At 65.5% G+C, this 16946-nt stretch carries 16 protein-coding genes; 1 reads left to right on the top strand and 15 read right to left on the bottom strand.

Annotation, left to right across the window (positions count from 1 at the left end):
* Positions 1-10: 10 nt before the first annotated feature.
* The 13 genes from trbJ to LE197_RS35240 form a co-directional block, all read right to left on the bottom strand.
* A complete protein-coding gene (gene trbJ, locus LE197_RS35300; protein ID WP_023123303.1) occupies positions 11-766 on the bottom strand; it encodes a P-type conjugative transfer protein TrbJ in 756 nt (251 codons plus the stop codon).
* Complete coding sequence (gene trbE / locus LE197_RS35295) at positions 763-3222, bottom strand: conjugal transfer protein TrbE (protein ID WP_023123304.1); 2460 nt, start codon at positions 3220-3222, stop codon at positions 763-765. Before trbE ends, trbJ begins: the two co-directional genes overlap by 4 nt.
* Positions 3223-3234: 12 nt before the next feature.
* Positions 3235-3507 carry a VirB3 family type IV secretion system protein gene (locus tag LE197_RS35290; protein ID WP_023123305.1) on the bottom strand — a complete coding sequence of 91 codons (273 nt, stop codon included), beginning with the start codon at positions 3505-3507 and terminating at the stop codon, positions 3235-3237.
* Complete coding sequence (locus LE197_RS35285) at positions 3504-3890, bottom strand: TrbC/VirB2 family protein (protein WP_023123306.1); 387 nt, start codon at positions 3888-3890, stop codon at positions 3504-3506. The genes LE197_RS35290 and LE197_RS35285 overlap by 4 nt, the downstream gene beginning before the upstream one ends.
* On the bottom strand, positions 3887-4936 hold the full coding sequence (gene trbB, locus LE197_RS35280; RefSeq protein ID WP_023123307.1) for a P-type conjugative transfer ATPase TrbB: 1050 nt from the start codon (positions 4934-4936) through the stop codon (positions 3887-3889). Before trbB ends, LE197_RS35285 begins: the two co-directional genes overlap by 4 nt.
* On the bottom strand, positions 4933-5397 hold the full coding sequence (locus tag LE197_RS35275; RefSeq protein ID WP_023123308.1) for a hypothetical protein: 465 nt from the start codon (positions 5395-5397) through the stop codon (positions 4933-4935). The genes trbB and LE197_RS35275 overlap by 4 nt, the downstream gene beginning before the upstream one ends.
* Positions 5394-7412: a conjugal transfer protein TraG gene (locus LE197_RS35270; protein ID WP_023123309.1), complete on the bottom strand. Its 2019-nt coding sequence runs from the start codon at positions 7410-7412 to the stop codon at positions 5394-5396. Before LE197_RS35270 ends, LE197_RS35275 begins: the two co-directional genes overlap by 4 nt.
* Before the next feature lie 217 nt (positions 7413-7629).
* Complete coding sequence (locus LE197_RS35265) at positions 7630-7860, bottom strand: EexN family lipoprotein (RefSeq protein WP_012436230.1); 231 nt, start codon at positions 7858-7860, stop codon at positions 7630-7632.
* Positions 7861-7885: 25 nt separating this feature from the next.
* Positions 7886-8800 (bottom strand): LysR family transcriptional regulator, encoded by a 915-nt coding sequence (locus LE197_RS35260; RefSeq protein WP_012436229.1) that lies wholly within the window; start codon positions 8798-8800, stop codon positions 7886-7888.
* A gap of 17 nt (positions 8801-8817) precedes the next feature.
* Positions 8818-9750 (bottom strand): electron transfer flavoprotein subunit alpha/FixB family protein, encoded by a 933-nt coding sequence (locus tag LE197_RS35255; RefSeq protein ID WP_012436228.1) that lies wholly within the window; start codon positions 9748-9750, stop codon positions 8818-8820.
* Positions 9751-10500, bottom strand: coding sequence for an electron transfer flavoprotein subunit beta/FixA family protein (locus tag LE197_RS35250; RefSeq protein ID WP_012436227.1), 750 nt, complete (start codon positions 10498-10500; stop codon positions 9751-9753). It abuts the gene before it with no gap.
* 24 nt (positions 10501-10524) lie between these two features.
* Positions 10525-12306, bottom strand: a complete 1782-nt coding sequence (locus tag LE197_RS35245; RefSeq protein ID WP_012436226.1) for an acyl-CoA dehydrogenase — start codon at positions 12304-12306, stop codon at positions 10525-10527.
* Positions 12307-12330: 24 nt separating this feature from the next.
* On the bottom strand, positions 12331-13683 hold the full coding sequence (locus LE197_RS35240) for an MFS transporter (RefSeq protein ID WP_226033813.1): 1353 nt from the start codon (positions 13681-13683) through the stop codon (positions 12331-12333).
* A 184-nt stretch (positions 13684-13867) separates the two neighbouring features.
* On the opposite strand from LE197_RS35240, the gene LE197_RS35235 reads away from it, so the two are divergent.
* Entirely contained in the window at positions 13868-14425 is a 558-nt protein-coding gene (locus tag LE197_RS35235; protein WP_023123311.1) for a transposase, read from the top strand.
* A 15-nt stretch (positions 14426-14440) separates the two neighbouring features.
* Here LE197_RS35235 and LE197_RS35230 read toward each other — a convergent pair whose 3' ends face one another.
* Both LE197_RS35230 and LE197_RS35225 read right to left on the bottom strand, forming a co-directional pair.
* A complete protein-coding gene (locus LE197_RS35230; RefSeq protein WP_023123312.1) occupies positions 14441-15490 on the bottom strand; it encodes an MBL fold metallo-hydrolase in 1050 nt (349 codons plus the stop codon).
* 332 nt (positions 15491-15822) lie between these two features.
* Positions 15823-16863 (bottom strand): AraC family transcriptional regulator, encoded by a 1041-nt coding sequence (locus LE197_RS35225; RefSeq protein ID WP_023123314.1) that lies wholly within the window; start codon positions 16861-16863, stop codon positions 15823-15825.
* Positions 16864-16946: the final 83 nt, after the last annotated feature.

Here is a 16946-nt window from a genome sequence, read left to right as displayed (position 1 = left end):
GCGGCCTCCATCAGCGGTTGTAGAAATTGACGGGCTGCGGCGTGTACGGCGTGCCAGTGCCCAGGAAGCGGCGCGTCACCTCGCGCCCGCGCTCCGTGGCCGCCGCCTGCCGCGCCAGTTCCAGCGAGGCCGCGCGGTCTTGCGTGATCTGGAGCCGCTGCGTCTGGATCGACTGCTTGGCCTGCAAGGCCAGCAACTGGTTCATGGCCTGCATCGCTTGCAGCGCGCCCTCGGCCGACTGGCTCTTGCCCACGAGGTCGGCCAGCACGCTTTCGTCGTCGCTCAGGTTCTGCGATGCCTGGGCCTGCATCTGCATGGTGGTCTGCAGGCCGTTGAGCGTGTTCTTCCAACGCTCCTGTGCATCGAGGTACATCTGATTGCCGCTCACCGTGGCGGCGTACTTCTCGGGGTACAGACGCGCGAACTCGCGGTCGATGCTTGTCACGTCGTAGGCCAAGCCCTTGGCCTGCGCGATCAGTCGCTGGGTGGTCGCCAGGTTCGCGCGCAACTGGCCGACCACGCTGGACGGCAGGCTGGCCAGATTGCGCGCCTGGTTGATGAGCATTTGCGCTTCGTTCTGGAGCTGGCGGATCTGGTTGTTGATCTGCTCCAGTGTGCGAACCGCCGTGAGCGTGTTCTGCACCAGATTGGTCGGGTCGAGCACGATGTCGCCGACGCCGAACAGCGCGTGCGCAGGCTGTGCGATGCCGAAGGCGAGCACGCAGGCGGCGGTCAGCGCGGCGAGTTTCGAGGCATGGGTTTTCATAGCAGGTTCTCCTGGGGGTGGTCAGCGGTACGGAGGGAACCCGGCGCGAGGCCGGGGAACGAGGGCAGCAGGTCAGCCGCCCAATCGAGGCCGCGATGGCGCAGCCAGGCGCCCGCGAAGCCGGGCACACCGGCATCCAGCAGCACACGGTCTATGTCGCGCTGGTCTTGCGGCGTGGAAGCGCCCGCGAAGGCCAGCGTCGCCGGCCCCAGGTCGAGGTCGAACACGCGGTTGCCGAGGCGGGATTGGTAGTAGTAGTCGCGCTTGGGCTGCGCGGTGGCGACGATCTCGATCTGCCGGCTGTTGAGGCCGAAGCCCTCGTAGATCGTGCGAATCTGCGGTTCGGTCGCTTGCGGGTTCGGCAAGAAAATCCGACTCGCGCAGCTTTCGATGATTGCAGGTGCGATGGCCGAGTCCTTCACGTCCGCGAGCGACTGCGTGGCGAAGATGACGCTGACGTTCTTCTTGCGCAGCGTCTTGAGCCACTGGCGGATGCGCGCCGCGAATACCGGGTCATCGAGGAACAGCCACGCTTCATCAAGGATCAGCAAGGTGGGCGCACCATCCAGCCGCTCCTCGAAGCGCGCGAACAGATAGCGCAGCACCGCGAGCACAGCGGCCTTGCTGTGCATCAGCTCCTCCATCTCGAACGCCTGCACGTCGGCCGTGCCAAGGCGGTCGTGGTCGGCATCCAGCAGCCTGCCGTGCGCGCCGCCCAGGACGTAGGGCGCGAGTGCCTGGCGCAAGGTGTTCGATTGCAGCAAGGCCGTCAGGCCCGTGAGCGTGCGCTGTTCCACCGGCGCGCTGGCCAGGCTCCCCAGCGCAGACCAGATGGCCGCCTTCTCGTCCGGGCCGACGGCCGCACCTTCGTGCAGCAGGCGGCCTTCCACCCATTCGCTGGCCCAGGTGCGGTAGCCCTCGCGGTCGATGCGCGCCAGCGGCTGGAAGGCGATCTCGTCATCCGCGCCCAGGTCGTAGTGTTCGCCGCCCATGCCCAGGATGGCCGCGCGGATCGAGCGCCCCATGTCGAAGGCGAAGATGCGCGAGCCGCAATAGCGGCGGAACTGCATCGCCATCGTCGCCAGCAGCACCGACTTGCCCATGCCGATGGGGCCAACCACCAACGTGTTGCCCACGTCGCCGATGTGCGTCACCAGCCGGAACGGCGTGGCGCCGTCTGTGCGCGTGACGATCAGCGGCGGCCCATCGAGATGCGCATTGCGTTCCTGGCCGGCCCAAACCGCCGACACCGGCATCAGGTGCGCCAGGTTCAGCGTCGAGACGATGGGCTGACGGACATTGGCGTATGCGTTGCCCGGAATGGACGAAAGCCACGCATCCACGGCGTTGAGCGTTTCGGGGATGGTGACGAAGCCCCGGCCCTGGATGACGCGCTCCACCATGCGCAGCTTCTCGTCAGCTACGGCGGCGTCCGCGTCCATGACGGTGACGGTCGCTGTCAGGTAGCCGAAGGCGACTTGATCGCTGCCCAGCTCCTGCAAGGCAACGTCGGCATCTGCGGCCTTGTTGTTGGCGTCGGTATCGACCAGCGGGCTTTCCTGCTGGAAGATCGTCTCGCGCAGCAGCGCGATGACGTTCTTCCTTTTCGCAAACCACTGGCGGCGCAGGCGGGCGAGTTCTTTTTCCGCCTCGGCTTTGTCCAGGCACAGAAAGCGCGTACTCCAACGATACGCAAAGCCGAGGCGGTTGAGGTCGTCCAGAATCCCCGGCCAGGTCGAGGTCGGGAAGCCCCGCACCGACACCACGCGCAGGTGCTGGTCGCCCAGCATCGGCGCCAGGCCGCCGACCAGCGCGGAGTCGGTCAGTAGCGCGTCGATGTGGAACGGCACTTCGGGAACGCCGACGCGGTAGCGTCGCGTCGAGACGGTCGCGTGCAGATAGGTCAACGTCTGGCTGTCATCGAGCCAGGCGATTTCCGGCATCACGCCATCGAGCAGGTCGAAGATGCGATCCGTTTCAGCGACGAAGGCGTGCAGCCGTTCGCGCCAATCCACGCCTTCGGTCGGCCAGTTTTCATACAGCAGGCCCGCGGCGCGGGCGCGGGATTCCTCGGACGGCAGGTAGGCCAGCGTCAGGTGATAGCCGCTCTCGAAGTGGTTGCCCGAATCCTCGAAGGCGGCGCGGCGTTCTTCATCGACCAGCCAGGACAGCGGTTCGGGGAAATCGGAGTGCGGGTAGTCGGCGGCAGACCGGCGCTCGGCTTCGATGAACAGCGCCCAGCCCGAACCCAGGCGGCGCAGCGCGTTGTTCAAGCGCGCCGATGTGGCGATCAGCTCGCCTTGCGTCGCACTGTCGAGGTCGGGGCCACGAAAGCGCGCCGTGCGCTGGAAACTGCCGTCCTTGTTCAAGACGACGCCCGGCGCGACCAGCCCGGCCCAAGGCAGCCAGTCGGCAAGCAGTGCGGGCCGCTGGCGGTATTCGGCAAGGTTCAGCATGGCGGCGTCCCCTCACACGTCCAGCAGCGGGCGGTGCTTGATGTGCCGCGCGAACACGGCCATGAACTGCGGATCGACGCGCGCGCCCCACATCGCCAGCGAATGGCCGACGATCCAAAGCACGACACCGGGAATCCACAGTTGCAGGCCCAGCCCGACGGCGGCGGCCAAGGTGCCGTTGGCGATCGCCACGGTGCGCGGGGCACCGCCCAGCAAGATCGGCTCGGTGAGCGAGCGATGCAGCGGCACCTCGAACCCGGCCGCGAAGGCGTCCGGGGCACTCATACGACGGCCCCGCCCGAGAAGCTGAAGAACGACAGGAAGAAGCTCGAAGCCGCGAAGGCGATGGACAGACCGAAGACGATCTGGATCAGCTTGCGAAAGCCGCCCGACGTGTCGCCGAAAGCGAGCGCGAGGCCCGTGGCGATGATGATGATGACCGCGACGATACGCGCCACCGGCCCCTGGATGGATTCCAAGATGGATTGCAGCGGGCCTTCCCAGGGCATCGAGGAGCCGGCGGCTTGCGCAGTGCCCGCAAGCAGCAGCATGAAGGCAGCGAGCATCAAGCCTTGCATGGCCGGGCGAGCCAGACCATCCAACCGTGCGGGGCTGGAACGACGGGGAAGCGGATTTACAGAAATACGGAAAGCATCAACGTGCGTCATGGCAGTTCTCCAGAAAGGTCGAGGGATGGGGAAGTCGCCGCAGCGGATGCGGCATCGGGAAGTGGCGGCAGCTCGGGAAACGGTGTTTCCATCGCATCCGCCAGTCGGTAGCCCACGCCATCGAAGCCGATGACGCGGGCGATGCTCTCGATACGGCGCTTGCGTCCGCGCCCGGCGATGTGGATGACCACGTTGACCGCTTCCGCGATCAGCGCACGGGGCGGGTTCACCGCCACTTCGAGAATCAGTTGCTCCAGGCGCAGCAACGCGCCCAGCGCGGAGCCGGCGTGGATCGTGGCGATGCCGCCCGGATGGCCGGTGCCCCACACCTTGATGAGATCCAGCGCCTCGGCGCCGCGCACCTCGCCGACGACCACGCGATCCGGGCGCAGGCGCATGGACGAGCGCACCAGCTCGGTCATGGACACCACGCCCGCCCGCGTGCGCAGCGGAACGTGGTCGCGGGCCACGCATTGCAGTTCCACCGTGTCTTCGAGCACCAGCACGCGGTCGCCCGTCGCGGCGATTTCCGCGAGCAAGGCGTTGGCGAGCGTGGTCTTGCCGCTGCTGGTGGCACCGGCGATCAGGACGTTCTGCCGCTCGCGCACCGCGCGCACCAGAAAGCCAGCCTGGGAGACCGTCATCATCCCGTCCACAACATACCGCTCCAGCGGAATCACGCCGATGGCGCGCTTGCGCAGCGCGAAGGCCGGCCCCGGCGCGGCCGGCGGCAAGATGCCCTCGAAGCGTTCGCCCGTTTCGGGCAGCTCGGCGGACAGCAGCGGCTGGCCGCGGTGGACTTCCGCGCCGACGTGGGCTGCGACCAGCCGGATGATTCGCTCGCCGTCCGCCTCGGACAGCTCCACGTCCATCGGCGCGCGCCCCGAGGACAGGCGATCCACCCATAGCGTCCGGTCGGGGTTGAGCATCACCTCCACCACGTCCGGGTCTTCGAGCGCGGCGGCGATCAGCGGCCCCATCGCCGTTCGCAGCATCTGGATGCGGCGGTCGAGTGAGGTGGCGTATGACGAGGGAACGGCGCTCATGAGGCACGCTCCTGCGCTTCGGCAACTGCCGCCGCGTCATCCATCCGCATCGGGTCGGGGTGCAGTTCCTCCACCACATCGCGCACCAGGCTGCGCCCGCGCAGCAAATGGCGACCGAGCTGCTCGACGAACTGCTCGAAGCGGGCCTTGCCCTGGGCGCGAGCGGCATCCTGATGGGCCTCGGGCACGGGTGTGCTCACCGTGAGGAAATAGCGGATGAACAGCGCCAATGTTTCGATGGCAATGTTCTGGTCGCGCTCCAGGCGCTCGGCGTGGCGCGACAGGCGGTCCAGCCGCTTGGCAATTGCCGCCTCGCGCTGGTCGGCCGCATCGGGCGACAGCCAGGAGGCCAGGGCCGCCGCGACGATGCTGGACTTGGACACGCCCTTCTTGGCGGCCAGTTCATCGAGCCGCTTGCTGTGCTCCGGCTGGATGAACACATTGAGGCGGTGTTGGGTCATAGGTCGATTCCGTCGTCAGGGTCGAGGGAAGCCAGCCGGGCCGTGCGCTGCAGGGCCGGATCGAGCTGGCGAGGAAGGGGATGCGGCATGTCGTCGTCATCGAGCAGCCCGAGGTCGGCTGCGGGCGCAACCAGGTCGGGGTCGTAGGTGACGGCTTCGGAAAGTTCGGGCTGGCGGCGTGGGCCGCTGTCGTCGGCCGAACCCAGGTTCTCCAGCCCATCGGCGGCGTCGGCCGTCGGTGCGACCGGCATGGCGGGAATCGCCAGCCCGCTCCAGTCGTCGGCGCGTTCCGGTGGCACATCGGCATAGCGCCCCTGCATGGACAGGGTTGCAAGCACCGGCGGCGGAAGCACGCGCCGCTTGAAATTGCTGTCCGCGTAGTAGCGCAGCTTCTTGGCCTTGATGGGCGCCACGCTGGACACCATCACCACGGCCTCGTCGGGCGGAAGCTGCATTACCTCGCCCGGCGTGAGCAGCGGGCGCGCGGTTTCCTGCCGCGACACCATCAGGTGGCCCAGCCACGGCGCGAGCCGATGGCCGGCGTAATTGCGTTGGGATTTCAGCTCGGTGGCGGTGCCCAGCGTCTCGGAGATGCGCTTGGCGGTGCGCTCGTCGTTGGTGGCGAACGTCACGCGCACATGGCAGTTGTCGAGGATCGAATGGTTCTGCCCATACGCCTTGTCGATCTGGTTGAGCGACTGCGCGATGAGAAAGCTGCGGATGCCGTAGCCGGCCATGAAAGCCAGGGCCGTCTCGAAGAAGTCCAGGCGGCCTAGCGCCGGGAACTCGTCGAGCATCAGCAACAGCTTGTGGCGGCGCTCGATGCCGTCGGAGCCGTCGAGCGACTCGGTGAGGCGCCGCCCGATCTGGTTGAGGATCAGGCGGATCAGCGGCTTAGTCCGCGAAATGTCCGAAGGCGGCACTACCAGATACAGCGATATGGGGTGCTCGGCGGAAATGAGATCGGCGATGCGCCAGTCGCAGCGCGAGGTGACTTCGGCCACCGTGGGATCTCGATACAAGCCGAGGAAGCTCATGGCCGTGGACAGCACGCCGGAGCGTTCGTTGTCGCTCTTGTTGAGGACTTCGCGTGCAGCGGATGCCACCACGGGATGCGGGCCATCGCCCAGGTGCGACGTGGTCATCATCCGGTGCAAGGTCAGCTCGAACGGGCTGGCCGGGTCGGAGAGGAAGTTGGCGACACCGCGCAGCGTCTTGTCCTCGCCCGCATAGAGCACATGCAGGATGGCGCCGACCAGCAGCGCGTGCGAAGTCTTCTCCCAGTGGTTGCGCTTTTCCAGCGCTCCTTCTGGGTCAACCAAGATGTCTGCAATGTTCTGCACATCGCGCACCTCATGCGCGCCGCGCCGCACTTCCAGCAGTGGGTTGTAGGCCGACGACTTCGCATCGGTCGGGTTGAACAGCAGGCAATGCGAGAAGCGCGAGCGCCAGCCGGCGGTGATGCTCCAGTTCTCGCCCTTGATGTCGTGAATGACGGCCGATGCAGGCCAGCTCAACAAGGTGGGAACCACCAGGCCCACGCCTTTGCCCGAGCGGGTGGGCGCGAATGTCAGGACGTGTTCCGGGCCTTCATGGCGCAGGTACTGCTGGCGATGCAGGCCGAGGAACACGCCCGCAGGCTGGTCAAGGCCCGCCTTGTGGATGTCCTCCGCATTGGCCCAGCGGGCCGAGCCGTAGGTCGTGACCAGCTTGGACTGGCGCGAGCGCCAGATCGACATGCCGATGGCAACTACCATCGCGATCAGGCCGCTGCCTGCGGCAATGGCACCGCCCGCGTCGAAGATATGCGGCGCGTAGGCGTCGAAGAAGAACCACCACTCGAACAGGCCCCAGGGGTGGTAGACCGGCGTACCGAAGAAGTCGAACCACGGCGAGCCCAGGCGTAGCTGGTAGCCCAGGGCCGCTGCTGTCCATTGCGTGGCGCTCCATACGCCAGCGATCACGATGCCGAAGACGACGGCAATCTGACCGAACAGCACGTTCGTTCCTTGCATTGGTCAACCTCCCACTACGGCACAGGAACGTGCCGTAGTGCCGAGGATCAAGGCGAGCGTGCAGGCCGGTCAAAGACCGTTATGGCGGGGATTCAGGCCAAAAGAGCCAGACTTCTTGCGGTGGCGAAGACAATAAAAATGCCGCATGCGCGAGCGCGCTGCGGCGTGATGAGGTAACTGCGAGAACTTTGTCGCGGCGCCGCGACGGAAGGTTACCTTATTGGGACTTCTGCTCCGGCCGGTCACCAAAGAAGCGGCGATTCGCGGCCTCGGCGGCACGTCGGCAGAGTTCTTCGCCGGCCTTCGCGCGCTCTTCCTTGCACAGGCGCTGGACTTCCTTGAGACGCTCAGGATGGGCCACGAGGAAGTCCACGGTTTCCGTCGGTTGGGATGGCCCACAGGAGGCTGTCAGTGCAGCGGCCATCAGCAGCGACAGGAATCGGGGCATGGCTTGGGTCCTTTCAGCAGGTGGATCAGGAGTCCTCGGCGGCGCTGGAGCCATCCGCCGAATCAATGGAGTCCACTCGTGCGATGAACCGAGCCAGCATTTCGGAGGGCTCCACGTCACGGTGCAGCAGATACGTGGCCAGCATCTGCGACTTGCCCGCCAAGCGCCGGGCCACAACACCTGGCCCACGGCCGGATGCAATGTGCGCGGCGCCCGCCAAACCAAGTGCCAATCCGGCGGAGACTAAGGTCATCATCACCTCATAGGACGCCACGCGCTGGGCGATCAGTGGCTGTTGCTCGTAGCGCTGCAAAACGCGATCAACTTGGCGTGCATGGCCTTCGCATATCGCCGGATCGCATAGCGCCAGCGGATAGCGCAGCACTTCTTCCAACGGAACGTGCTTGTGGGCCAGCACAGGATGGCGAGCTGGGACCGCCACCATCAGCTCGTCTTCCCACGCAGGCCTGACCACAATGCCGTCGCCCACCTCTTCGGCCATCGAAAAGCCGACGTCATACAGGTCATCGTGCAGACCCTTGATCTGTTGGTCCAACGGCATCTCAAATAACCGAATGTCAATCTCTGGATCTTCCTCTCGGCACCGTGCCAGCAGCGTCGGCATTCGCGAGGGCGTGATGCCATCGGACAAAGCGATGCGCAACTGTCCCTGAAACCCACTGGCGGCGGACTTGACGCCGTCACACGCCTGTTTCAGAGCTTCGAAGATTCGCGGCACCCGCTCCAGGAATGCCATTCCGGCAAAGGTCAGGCGGGTGCTTCGCGTGGTTCGCGTGAACAGTTGCGCCCCGAGCTCTTCCTCTATCTCCTTGATGGTGCGCGACAAAGGGGACTGATCGATGTGCAGCTTTTCCGCTGCGCGGCCAAAGTGAAGTTCTTCGGCCACCGCTATAAAGCAACGCAAATGCCGAAGCTCCATGGTGTATCTCATCCAAGTTAAAAGGCCTTGACGAGTTCCGGCACAGCCGCGAACAGGTCCGCCTCCAGCCCGTAGTCGGCCACGCTGAAGATCGGCGCCTCCGGGTCCTTGTTGATCGCCACGATCACCTTGGAGTCCTTCATGCCCGCCAGGTGCTGGATCGCCCCCGAGATGCCCGCCGCCACGTACAGCTGCGGCGCCACGATCTTGCCGGTCTGGCCCACCTGCAGGTCATTGGGCGCGTAGCCCGCATCCACCGCCGCGCGGCTCGCGCCGATGGCCGCGCCCAGCTTGTCGGCCAGCGGGGTGATGACTTCGTCGAATTTTTCCTTGCTGCCCAGCGCACGGCCGCCGGAGACGATGATCTTGGCCGCCGTCAGTTCGGGCCGGTCGCTCTTGGCGATTTCGCTGCCCACGTAGCTGCTCTTGCCGGTGTCTGCCGCTGCGGTTGCCGTTTCCACTGCTGCGTTGCCTCCGGTCGCCGCTGTGGCGTCGAAGCCGGTGGTGCGCACGGTGATGACTTTGGTGGCGTCGCTGCTTTGCACGGTGGCGATGGCATTGCCGGCGTAGATGGGGCGTTCGAAGGTGTCGGCGCTCACCACCTTGGTGATGTCGCTGATCTGGGCGACGTCGAGCTTGGCGGCCACGCGGGGGGCCACGTTCTTGCCGCCGGCCGTGGCCGGGAACAGGATGTGGCTATAGTTGCCGGCGATGGCCAGCACCTGGGCGGCCACGTTCTCGGCCAGGCCGTGGGCCAAGCCTGCGGCGTCGGCGTGGATGACCTTGGCGACACCGGCGATCTGGGCGGCGGCTTGTGCGGCAGCACCGGCATTGTGGCCGGCCACCAGCACGTGCACGTCGCCACCGCAAGCGGCTGCAGCCGTCACGGTGTTCAGGGTTGCGCCCTTGATGGATGCGTTGTCGTGTTCAGCAATAACGAGTACCGACATTTAGATCACCTTCGCTTCGTTCTTGAGTTTTTCGACCAGGGCGGCCACGTCAGCCACCTTCACGCCGGCGCCGCGCTTGGCGGGTTCGGTCACCTTCAGGGTCTTCAGGCGCGGGGCGACTTGAACGCCGAGGTCTTCGGGCTTGATGGTGTCCAGCGGCTTTTTCTTGGCCTTCATGATGTTGGGCAAGGTGACGTAGCGCGGTTCGTTCAGACGCAGGTCGGCGGTGATGACCGCGGGCAGCGTGAGGCTAAGGGTTTCCAGGCCGCCGTCCACTTCGCGGGTCACGGCTGCCTTGTCGCTGGCGAGCTCGACCTTGGAGGCGAAGGTGGCTTGCGGCAGACCGGCCAGCGCCGCCAGCATCTGGCCGGTCTGGTTGCAGTCGTCGTCGATGGCCTGCTTGCCCAGGATCACGAGGCCGGGCTGTTCCTTGTCGATCAGGGCCTTAAGCAGCTTAGCCACGGCCAGCGGCTGCAGTTCTTCATTGGTCTCGACTAGGATGCCGCGGTCGGCACCGATGGCCATGGCGGTGCGCAGCGTCTCCTGGCATTGAGACACGCCGCACGAGACGGCGACGATCTCCGTTGCCGCGCCTTTCTCCCTGAGCCGCACAGCCTCTTCGACGGCAATCTCGTCGAAGGGGTTCATGCTCATCTTGACATTGGCGATGTCCACGCCGCTGCCATCGCTCTTGACGCGGACCTTGACGTTGTAGTCAACCACCCGCTTGACGGGAACCAGGATTTTCATGGGAGGGTTTCCTTTCAGGATCATTCAGAGTTGATCGTCCGCCAGGGCCAGCGTGCTGGCGGCGCCGCCCGTGACGATGTCGCGCAGCATCGGCGCCTGCACCAGGACATGCGCCGCGTAATGGCTGGCTGTGGCGCGCTTGGTACCGAGAAAGCCCGCATCGCCCGCGCCCGCCGCGAGTTGCGCGGTAGCGGCTTCGGCCATGCGCGCCGACAGCCAGCCGCCGATCACGGTGCCCGCCAGCCGCAGGAAGGGCACGGCGCCCGCCGCGCACTGCGCGGGTTGACCGTCGTGGGCCAGCAGCCAGTCGACCGCTTCGTCCAGCGCCTGGGCAGCGGCTGCCAACGCGCGGCCGATCTGCGCCAGCACTGCATCGGGCGATTCGACCAACCGGCGCGCATCGCCGTCGATGCGGCCCAGCAGCGCCTTCAGCGTGCGCCCGCCCTCGCGTGCCAGCTTGCGGCCGATCAGGTCGTTGGCCTGGATGCCCGTGGTGCCTTCGTAGATGGTCGTGATGCGCGCGTCGCGCATGTGCTGGGAGGCGCCGGTTTCCTCGACGTAGCCCATGCCGCCATGCACCTGCACGCCGTCGGACGTGATGCCCTGCGCGCTGTCGGTACACCAGCCTTTGACCACCGGTATCAGCAGGCCGACCAGGGCCTGCGCCTGCGCGCGCTCCTGCGCATCGGCGTGGCCCGCGGCGCGGTCCATCTGACCGGCGCAGAAGTAGGCCAGCGCGCGCATGGCCTCGGTGCGGGCCTTCATGTCCATCAGCATGCGCCGCACGTCCGGGTGGCCTGCGATGGCGGTGCTGCCGCTGATCAGCGGCTTGCCCTGCACCCGCTCCAGCGCATAGGCGCGTGCGCGCTGGTAGGCGCGCTCGGAAATGCCCACGCCTTCCAGGCCAACGTTCAGCCGCGCGTGGTTCATCATGGTGAACATGCAGGCCAGCCCCTGGTGCGGCTCGCCGACCAGGTAGCCGATAGCGCCGCCGCTGTCGCCAAAACTCATCGACGCCGTGGGGCTGCCGTGGATGCCCATCTTGTGCTCAATCGACGTGCAGGCCAAGTCGTTGCGTTCGCCCAGGGTGCCATCGTCGTTGACCAGGTACTTCGGGCACAGGAACAGCGAGATGCCTTTCACCCCCGGTGGCGCATCGGGTAGGCGCGCCAGCACCAGGTGCACGATGTTCTCGGCCATGTCGTGCTCGCCCCAGGTGATGAAGATCTTGTTGCCGCTGACGTGGTAGTGGTCGCCCTCGTGTACGGCACGGCTGCGCAGCGCGGCCAGGTCAGAGCCGGCCTGGGGCTCGGTGAGGTTCATGGTGCCCGTCCAGCGGCCCTCGACCATGGGTGCCAGGAAGCGGCGCTGGAGTGCGTCGCTGCCATGGTGCGCAATGGCCTCCACCGCGCCCAGCGTGAGCATCTGGCACAGGCTGAACGCGAGGTTGGACGACTTCCACATCTCCAGCACGGCGGTGGAGACCAGCGTGGGCAGGCCCTGGCCGCCCCATTCGGTGGCAGCGGGCATGCCGTTCCAGCCGTTCTCGCAGAAGCTGGCCCAGGCTTCGCGAAAGCCGTCGGCGGGCGTGACCCGACCATCGTGCCAGCGCGCGCCCTGCACGTCGCCGGGGCGGTTGAGCGGATCCAGCACGCCAGCGGCGTAATTAGCCGCCTCCTGCAGGATGGCCTCGACCAGGTCGGGCGTGGTTTCTTCATGGTCGGGCTGGGCGCAGATCGCGTCCAGGCCGCCGACCTCTTTCATGGCGAACAGCATTTCGCGCAGGGGGGCTATGTAGACAGACACAGCGAATTTCCTTGATGGCTACGATCAGGCGTTTTGCGGCGTCTGTTGCGACGGGCGCAACTCGCGTGCAGCCTCTTGCGGGCCCACCGACGCCGGGCCGCCATGCCTGATGAACGCCAGGGCGATCGAGCCGATGATTCCGAAAGCCCCGATCACCAGGAAGTTCTGCTCCAGCGGCAGCTCAAGCGCAACGATCTGGCCGATTAGCAGCGGCGCCGCGATCGCGCCCAGGCGCCCCACGCCGGAGGCCATGCCGATGCCGGTCGAGCGGATGGACATCGGGTAAAACTGCCCGCAGTAGGCATAGGCCACCAATTGCGCGCCGGTGGTGCAGGCGCCGACCGCGCCGATGATCAGATAACGCAGCTCGGTCGAGGTCTGGAACGTCATCAGGTACAGCAGCACGCCGCCCAGCGCATACATCCCCACCAGCACCCACTTGATGTTGAACTTGTCGGCGAGCCACCCGCCTCCCACGGCACCGATGATGGCGCCAACGTTCAGCGCGATCACGAAGCTGAGGGCAGACCCCAGGCTGTAGCCAGCCATAGCCATCAGCTTGGTCAGCCAGCTGCTGAGCGCATAGACCATGAACAGGCCCGAGAAGAAGGCGATCCAGAACAGCACCGTGCTCGGGCCTCGCCCGTCCTGGAACAGCCGGGAGACCGGCGCACCCGCCACGCGGTCGGCGGTGGGCACGACGAACTGGGCGTCCGCCGGGTGCTTGACTCCCGGCTGGAGATTACGGGCCACTTCGGCCAGTTCGCCGTTGCGGCTGCGCGAGATCAGGTAGGTCATTGATTCCGGCACCAGCTTCAAGATGAACGGAATCAGCAGGGCCGGCACACCCGCTGCGATGAAAACGACCTGCCAGCCGTACTCGCCGATCAGCTGCTTGCCGAGCACCGCGGCCAGGATGCCGCCCAGTGCGTAGCCCGAAGTCATCAGCGCCGTCATCAGGCTGCGGATCTTCTTGGGCGAGTACTCGACCATCTGTGCCACGATGACCGGCAGCACACCGCCAATCCCCAGGCCCGCGATGAAGCGCACCACGCTGAAGCTGATGGGATCCTTGGTGAATCCGGCGGCCGCGGTGAACACGCTGAACAGCATAACGCCAATGGAGAGGGCCCAGCGCCGACCAATCCGGTCGGACAGCGTGCCCAGAACCATGGCGCCGAACATCATGCCGAACAGGGCCGAACTGGCCATGAAACCGGCAGTCGATGCGTTTACGCCCATCTGCTGCATGATGGACGGCAGGGCGATGCCCATCACGGCGATGTCATAGCCGTCGATGATGAGAATCAACAGGCACCACAGAAGCACCTTGGCATGAAAGCGGTTGAAGCGAGCGTCGTCGGCGAGCTTCGGCATGTCGATTTAGCACACGTGTTTGTCTCCTTTGAGTTAGGTTCTGGATCGCGGGGCGGCGGTCATCGCCGCTCCGCTACATGTCGTCCAGCGCACACAAGGAATCGTAGGTGCCGGTGCTGCGAGCCGCGATGACGAAGCGCCCCAATCGAATGACAAACGGCCCCTTTCTGAGAGCGCTGTTCAAGTGCGCCAAGAGGTCAAGCGTCAAGCTGAATATGGTCGCCGCGTGCGGCTGATGTTCCAGCACGAAGGGCGCTTCTGCCTGCTGGGAACACCCCGGCAGTGTTGGGCGCCCAGGGGCTCACGCCCCATCGTCGGCGCACGCCTGCAACGCCAGGACCTGTTCGCCTTCGCCGCCGTCAGCACGCACGATGGCGTGATGGACTCTCTGGTGCTGCCCTGGGCCAACGCTGAGACGATGCCGGTGTTTCTGGCCGAGATGGCGCGACGCCATGCCGTCGAGTTCATCATGATGGTCATGGATCAGACGGGTTGGCACATCGCGGGTCACTTGGATGTGCCACAGAATATGCGCCTAGAATTTCCGCCACCCTACAGCCTTGAGCTGAACCCGGTCGAGCATCTGTCGAAGGTGCCGTGCCAGGACTGGTTTGCGAACACGGTGTTCAAAGAACTGGAGGCCGTACACGACGCGCTGGCGCAAGGACTCATTGCTCTCGAAACACATCAGCAAAGAACCCAGTCAATGACAGGCTTGATTGGGTTACTTCTATATCCTTGAGGGCAATTTAGTGCATCAGGCGAGCCGATAGCGCATTACACCGTCTTCGTCTTCTGCAGACACGATTTCCCCACGCTGGTCGAGATAGTTCAGGTGGGCGAGCGTCTCTCCGGTCGCGAGGTTGAGGTGCATTTGCTCCGCAACAATGGACGAGCGGTACAGGGCGCGAACCAGGTCGATGACCCTCAGAGGCTGCGCAAGTTGTTGCCTGACGCGGTCGGTGCCTCTGACGGTGCTCGCACGCAGTTGCTCCAACCGTAGGTGCAGGCCATGGAAAGGTTCGTTGTGGGCAGGCAGAATCAGGGCGCTCCCAGGTACGCGTTGCATCAACCGGTCGATGGAATCGAGCCAACCCTGCAGAGGATTCGCATGCGGCTCGGTGGCGTACACGGAGGTATTGGAACTGATCCTGGGAAGAACCTGATCCCCCGATATCAGCAAATCCAGTTCGCGCGAGTAGAAGCACGCGTGCTCGGGGGAATGTCCTGTGCCGACGATGACTTCCCATTCCTGGTCCCCGATCCGCAACATCTGGCCATCCGTGAGCCGCACAAAGCTGTCAGGCAATGGATGGATCATTTTACCGAAGTCACCGAACCGGGTGCGGTACTCATCCACCTCGGTGTCGCTCCATCCGGCCCTCCGATAGAAGCGAACGCCATCGACTGGCGCTTCCCGCCCCGTATCGGCAAGCATCACCCGACAGCTCAAATACTCGTCTCGTGTCATCCAAAGCGCGCATTCGAAGCGACGTGTCAACCATCCCGCCATGCCCACATGATCCGGGTGCATGTGCGTCGCTATCACACGGGAGATGGGACGGCCGGCTAGCGGCCCCTGCGGAGCGAGCAAGGCGAGCCACGCGTTCCTGACGTCCACGCTGCGAATGCCCGTGTCCACGACCGCCCAACCAGGACCGTCGCTCAATGCCCAGAGGTTGATGTGATCCAGGGAAAACGGCAGCGGCATGCGCAGCCACAGCACACCTGGCTTGATTTCCGTGGCTTGGCCAGGGAGTGGGAGGTCCGAGAACGGATACGAAAGTGCCGAGGCTGCGTTGGTCATGATGCTTGATTTACATTCTGGCAGTGCCGCTCCAAATGGCGCACAGCCATCACTCCTATCCAGTGCGAGTTCAGTTTTAGCTTAGGAAGCTTAGAAGTCAGCCTCGACGGGTGGCAATGACGAATGACCTCGATAGGCTGACGGAAAGCGTCTGCTTCCTGCCGCAGCCTGTCGCTGCGATGCCGTCGGTGCAACTGCCAGGGCTGCAAACAGTCTCTTGAGCGCACGAGAGCCTCGCTCGATGTGGGCCAAGGCCCGGCAGCTATGAAGGCGCCGATCTTCTCAGTGGTCGGCTACAGCCTCGTGGCCGTGCCGGAATTGGTCGAATGCCTCTATGTAGGGTGCTGCCCGCTGCGCGAGCGGGCGCGGTAGGCTCCCGGCGCGCTGCCGGTCCAGACCTTGAAGGCGCGCTGGAAGGCGGTGCTGTCGGTGAAGCCCAGGTCGGCGGCGATGGCGATGAGCGAGGCTTCGCTGCTGGTCAGGCGCACGATCGCCATGTCGCGCCGCAGTTGGTCCTTCAGTGCCTGGAAGGAAGTGCCCTCGGTGGCCAGGTGCCGCTGCAACGCGCTCACCGACATGTGCAGGCGCTGCGCGGTGACGGCCAGGTCGGGCCATTCGGGGCTGGCCCGCTGCAGCACCATGCGGACCCGCGCGCTGGCGCTGCGCTCGTTCAGGTGCGGCCCCACCACGTTGCCCGGCGTGGCGCGCAGGAAGGACTGCAGCGCGTCCCGATCGCGCCGCACCGGCTGTTTGAAGGCGTCGGCGTCGAACCAGGCGGCCGTGCGCGGCTGCCCGAAGCACAGCGTACCGGAAAAGATGCGCCCGTAGCTCATCGCATGGAGCGGCTGCGCAAAACTGAAGTCGAATCGCTGCGGCACCAGCCGGCCGCCGTGCAGCCACAGCAGCAAGCGCCAGAACACGCGCAGCAGATGTGCGTGAAGGAATTCGGCATGTGCGCCCGCGCCGCCGCGCATCTCCAGCGCGAAGCCCCCCAGCGCGCCCTCGGTCACGGGCACCAGCGCCACGTCGTCCTGCAGCAGGGCGAAGGATTCGCTCAGGCGACGCAGGGCGTATGACAACGAATGGGCAGTGAACGCGCTGCGCACCATTAGCGCGAAGCTGCCCGGGCGCATGGGCCGCCCATGCAGGTAGCCCAGGCACTCGTCGTTCAGGCTGTCCTTGACGGCGATAAACAGCGCGTTGAACTGCTCCACGGTTACGCGCGAATCCTCCAGATCCAGTAGCGATTCGCTGATGCCTGCGCGCCCCAGCACGCCCTCCAGCCATTCTTGCGTGGCCAGCCCCTTGCCGCGCGCGCCGTCCAGCAGGCCATGCACGGCAAAGATAGGAGCGGTGAAGACGGGTTGCAGCATGGCGTGTTATCGAAGGGGTCAACGCCGGTCGCACGGGCCGAACGAAGTTATTTGTCAGTTGATTGAGGCAATCCGCCATCGCC

The organism is Pseudomonas sp. PS1(2021) (genome assembly GCF_020405165.1).
Classification (GTDB): domain Bacteria; phylum Pseudomonadota; class Gammaproteobacteria; order Pseudomonadales; family Pseudomonadaceae; genus Pseudomonas; species Pseudomonas aeruginosa.
This window is presented reverse-complemented; position numbering and strand designations above follow the sequence as displayed.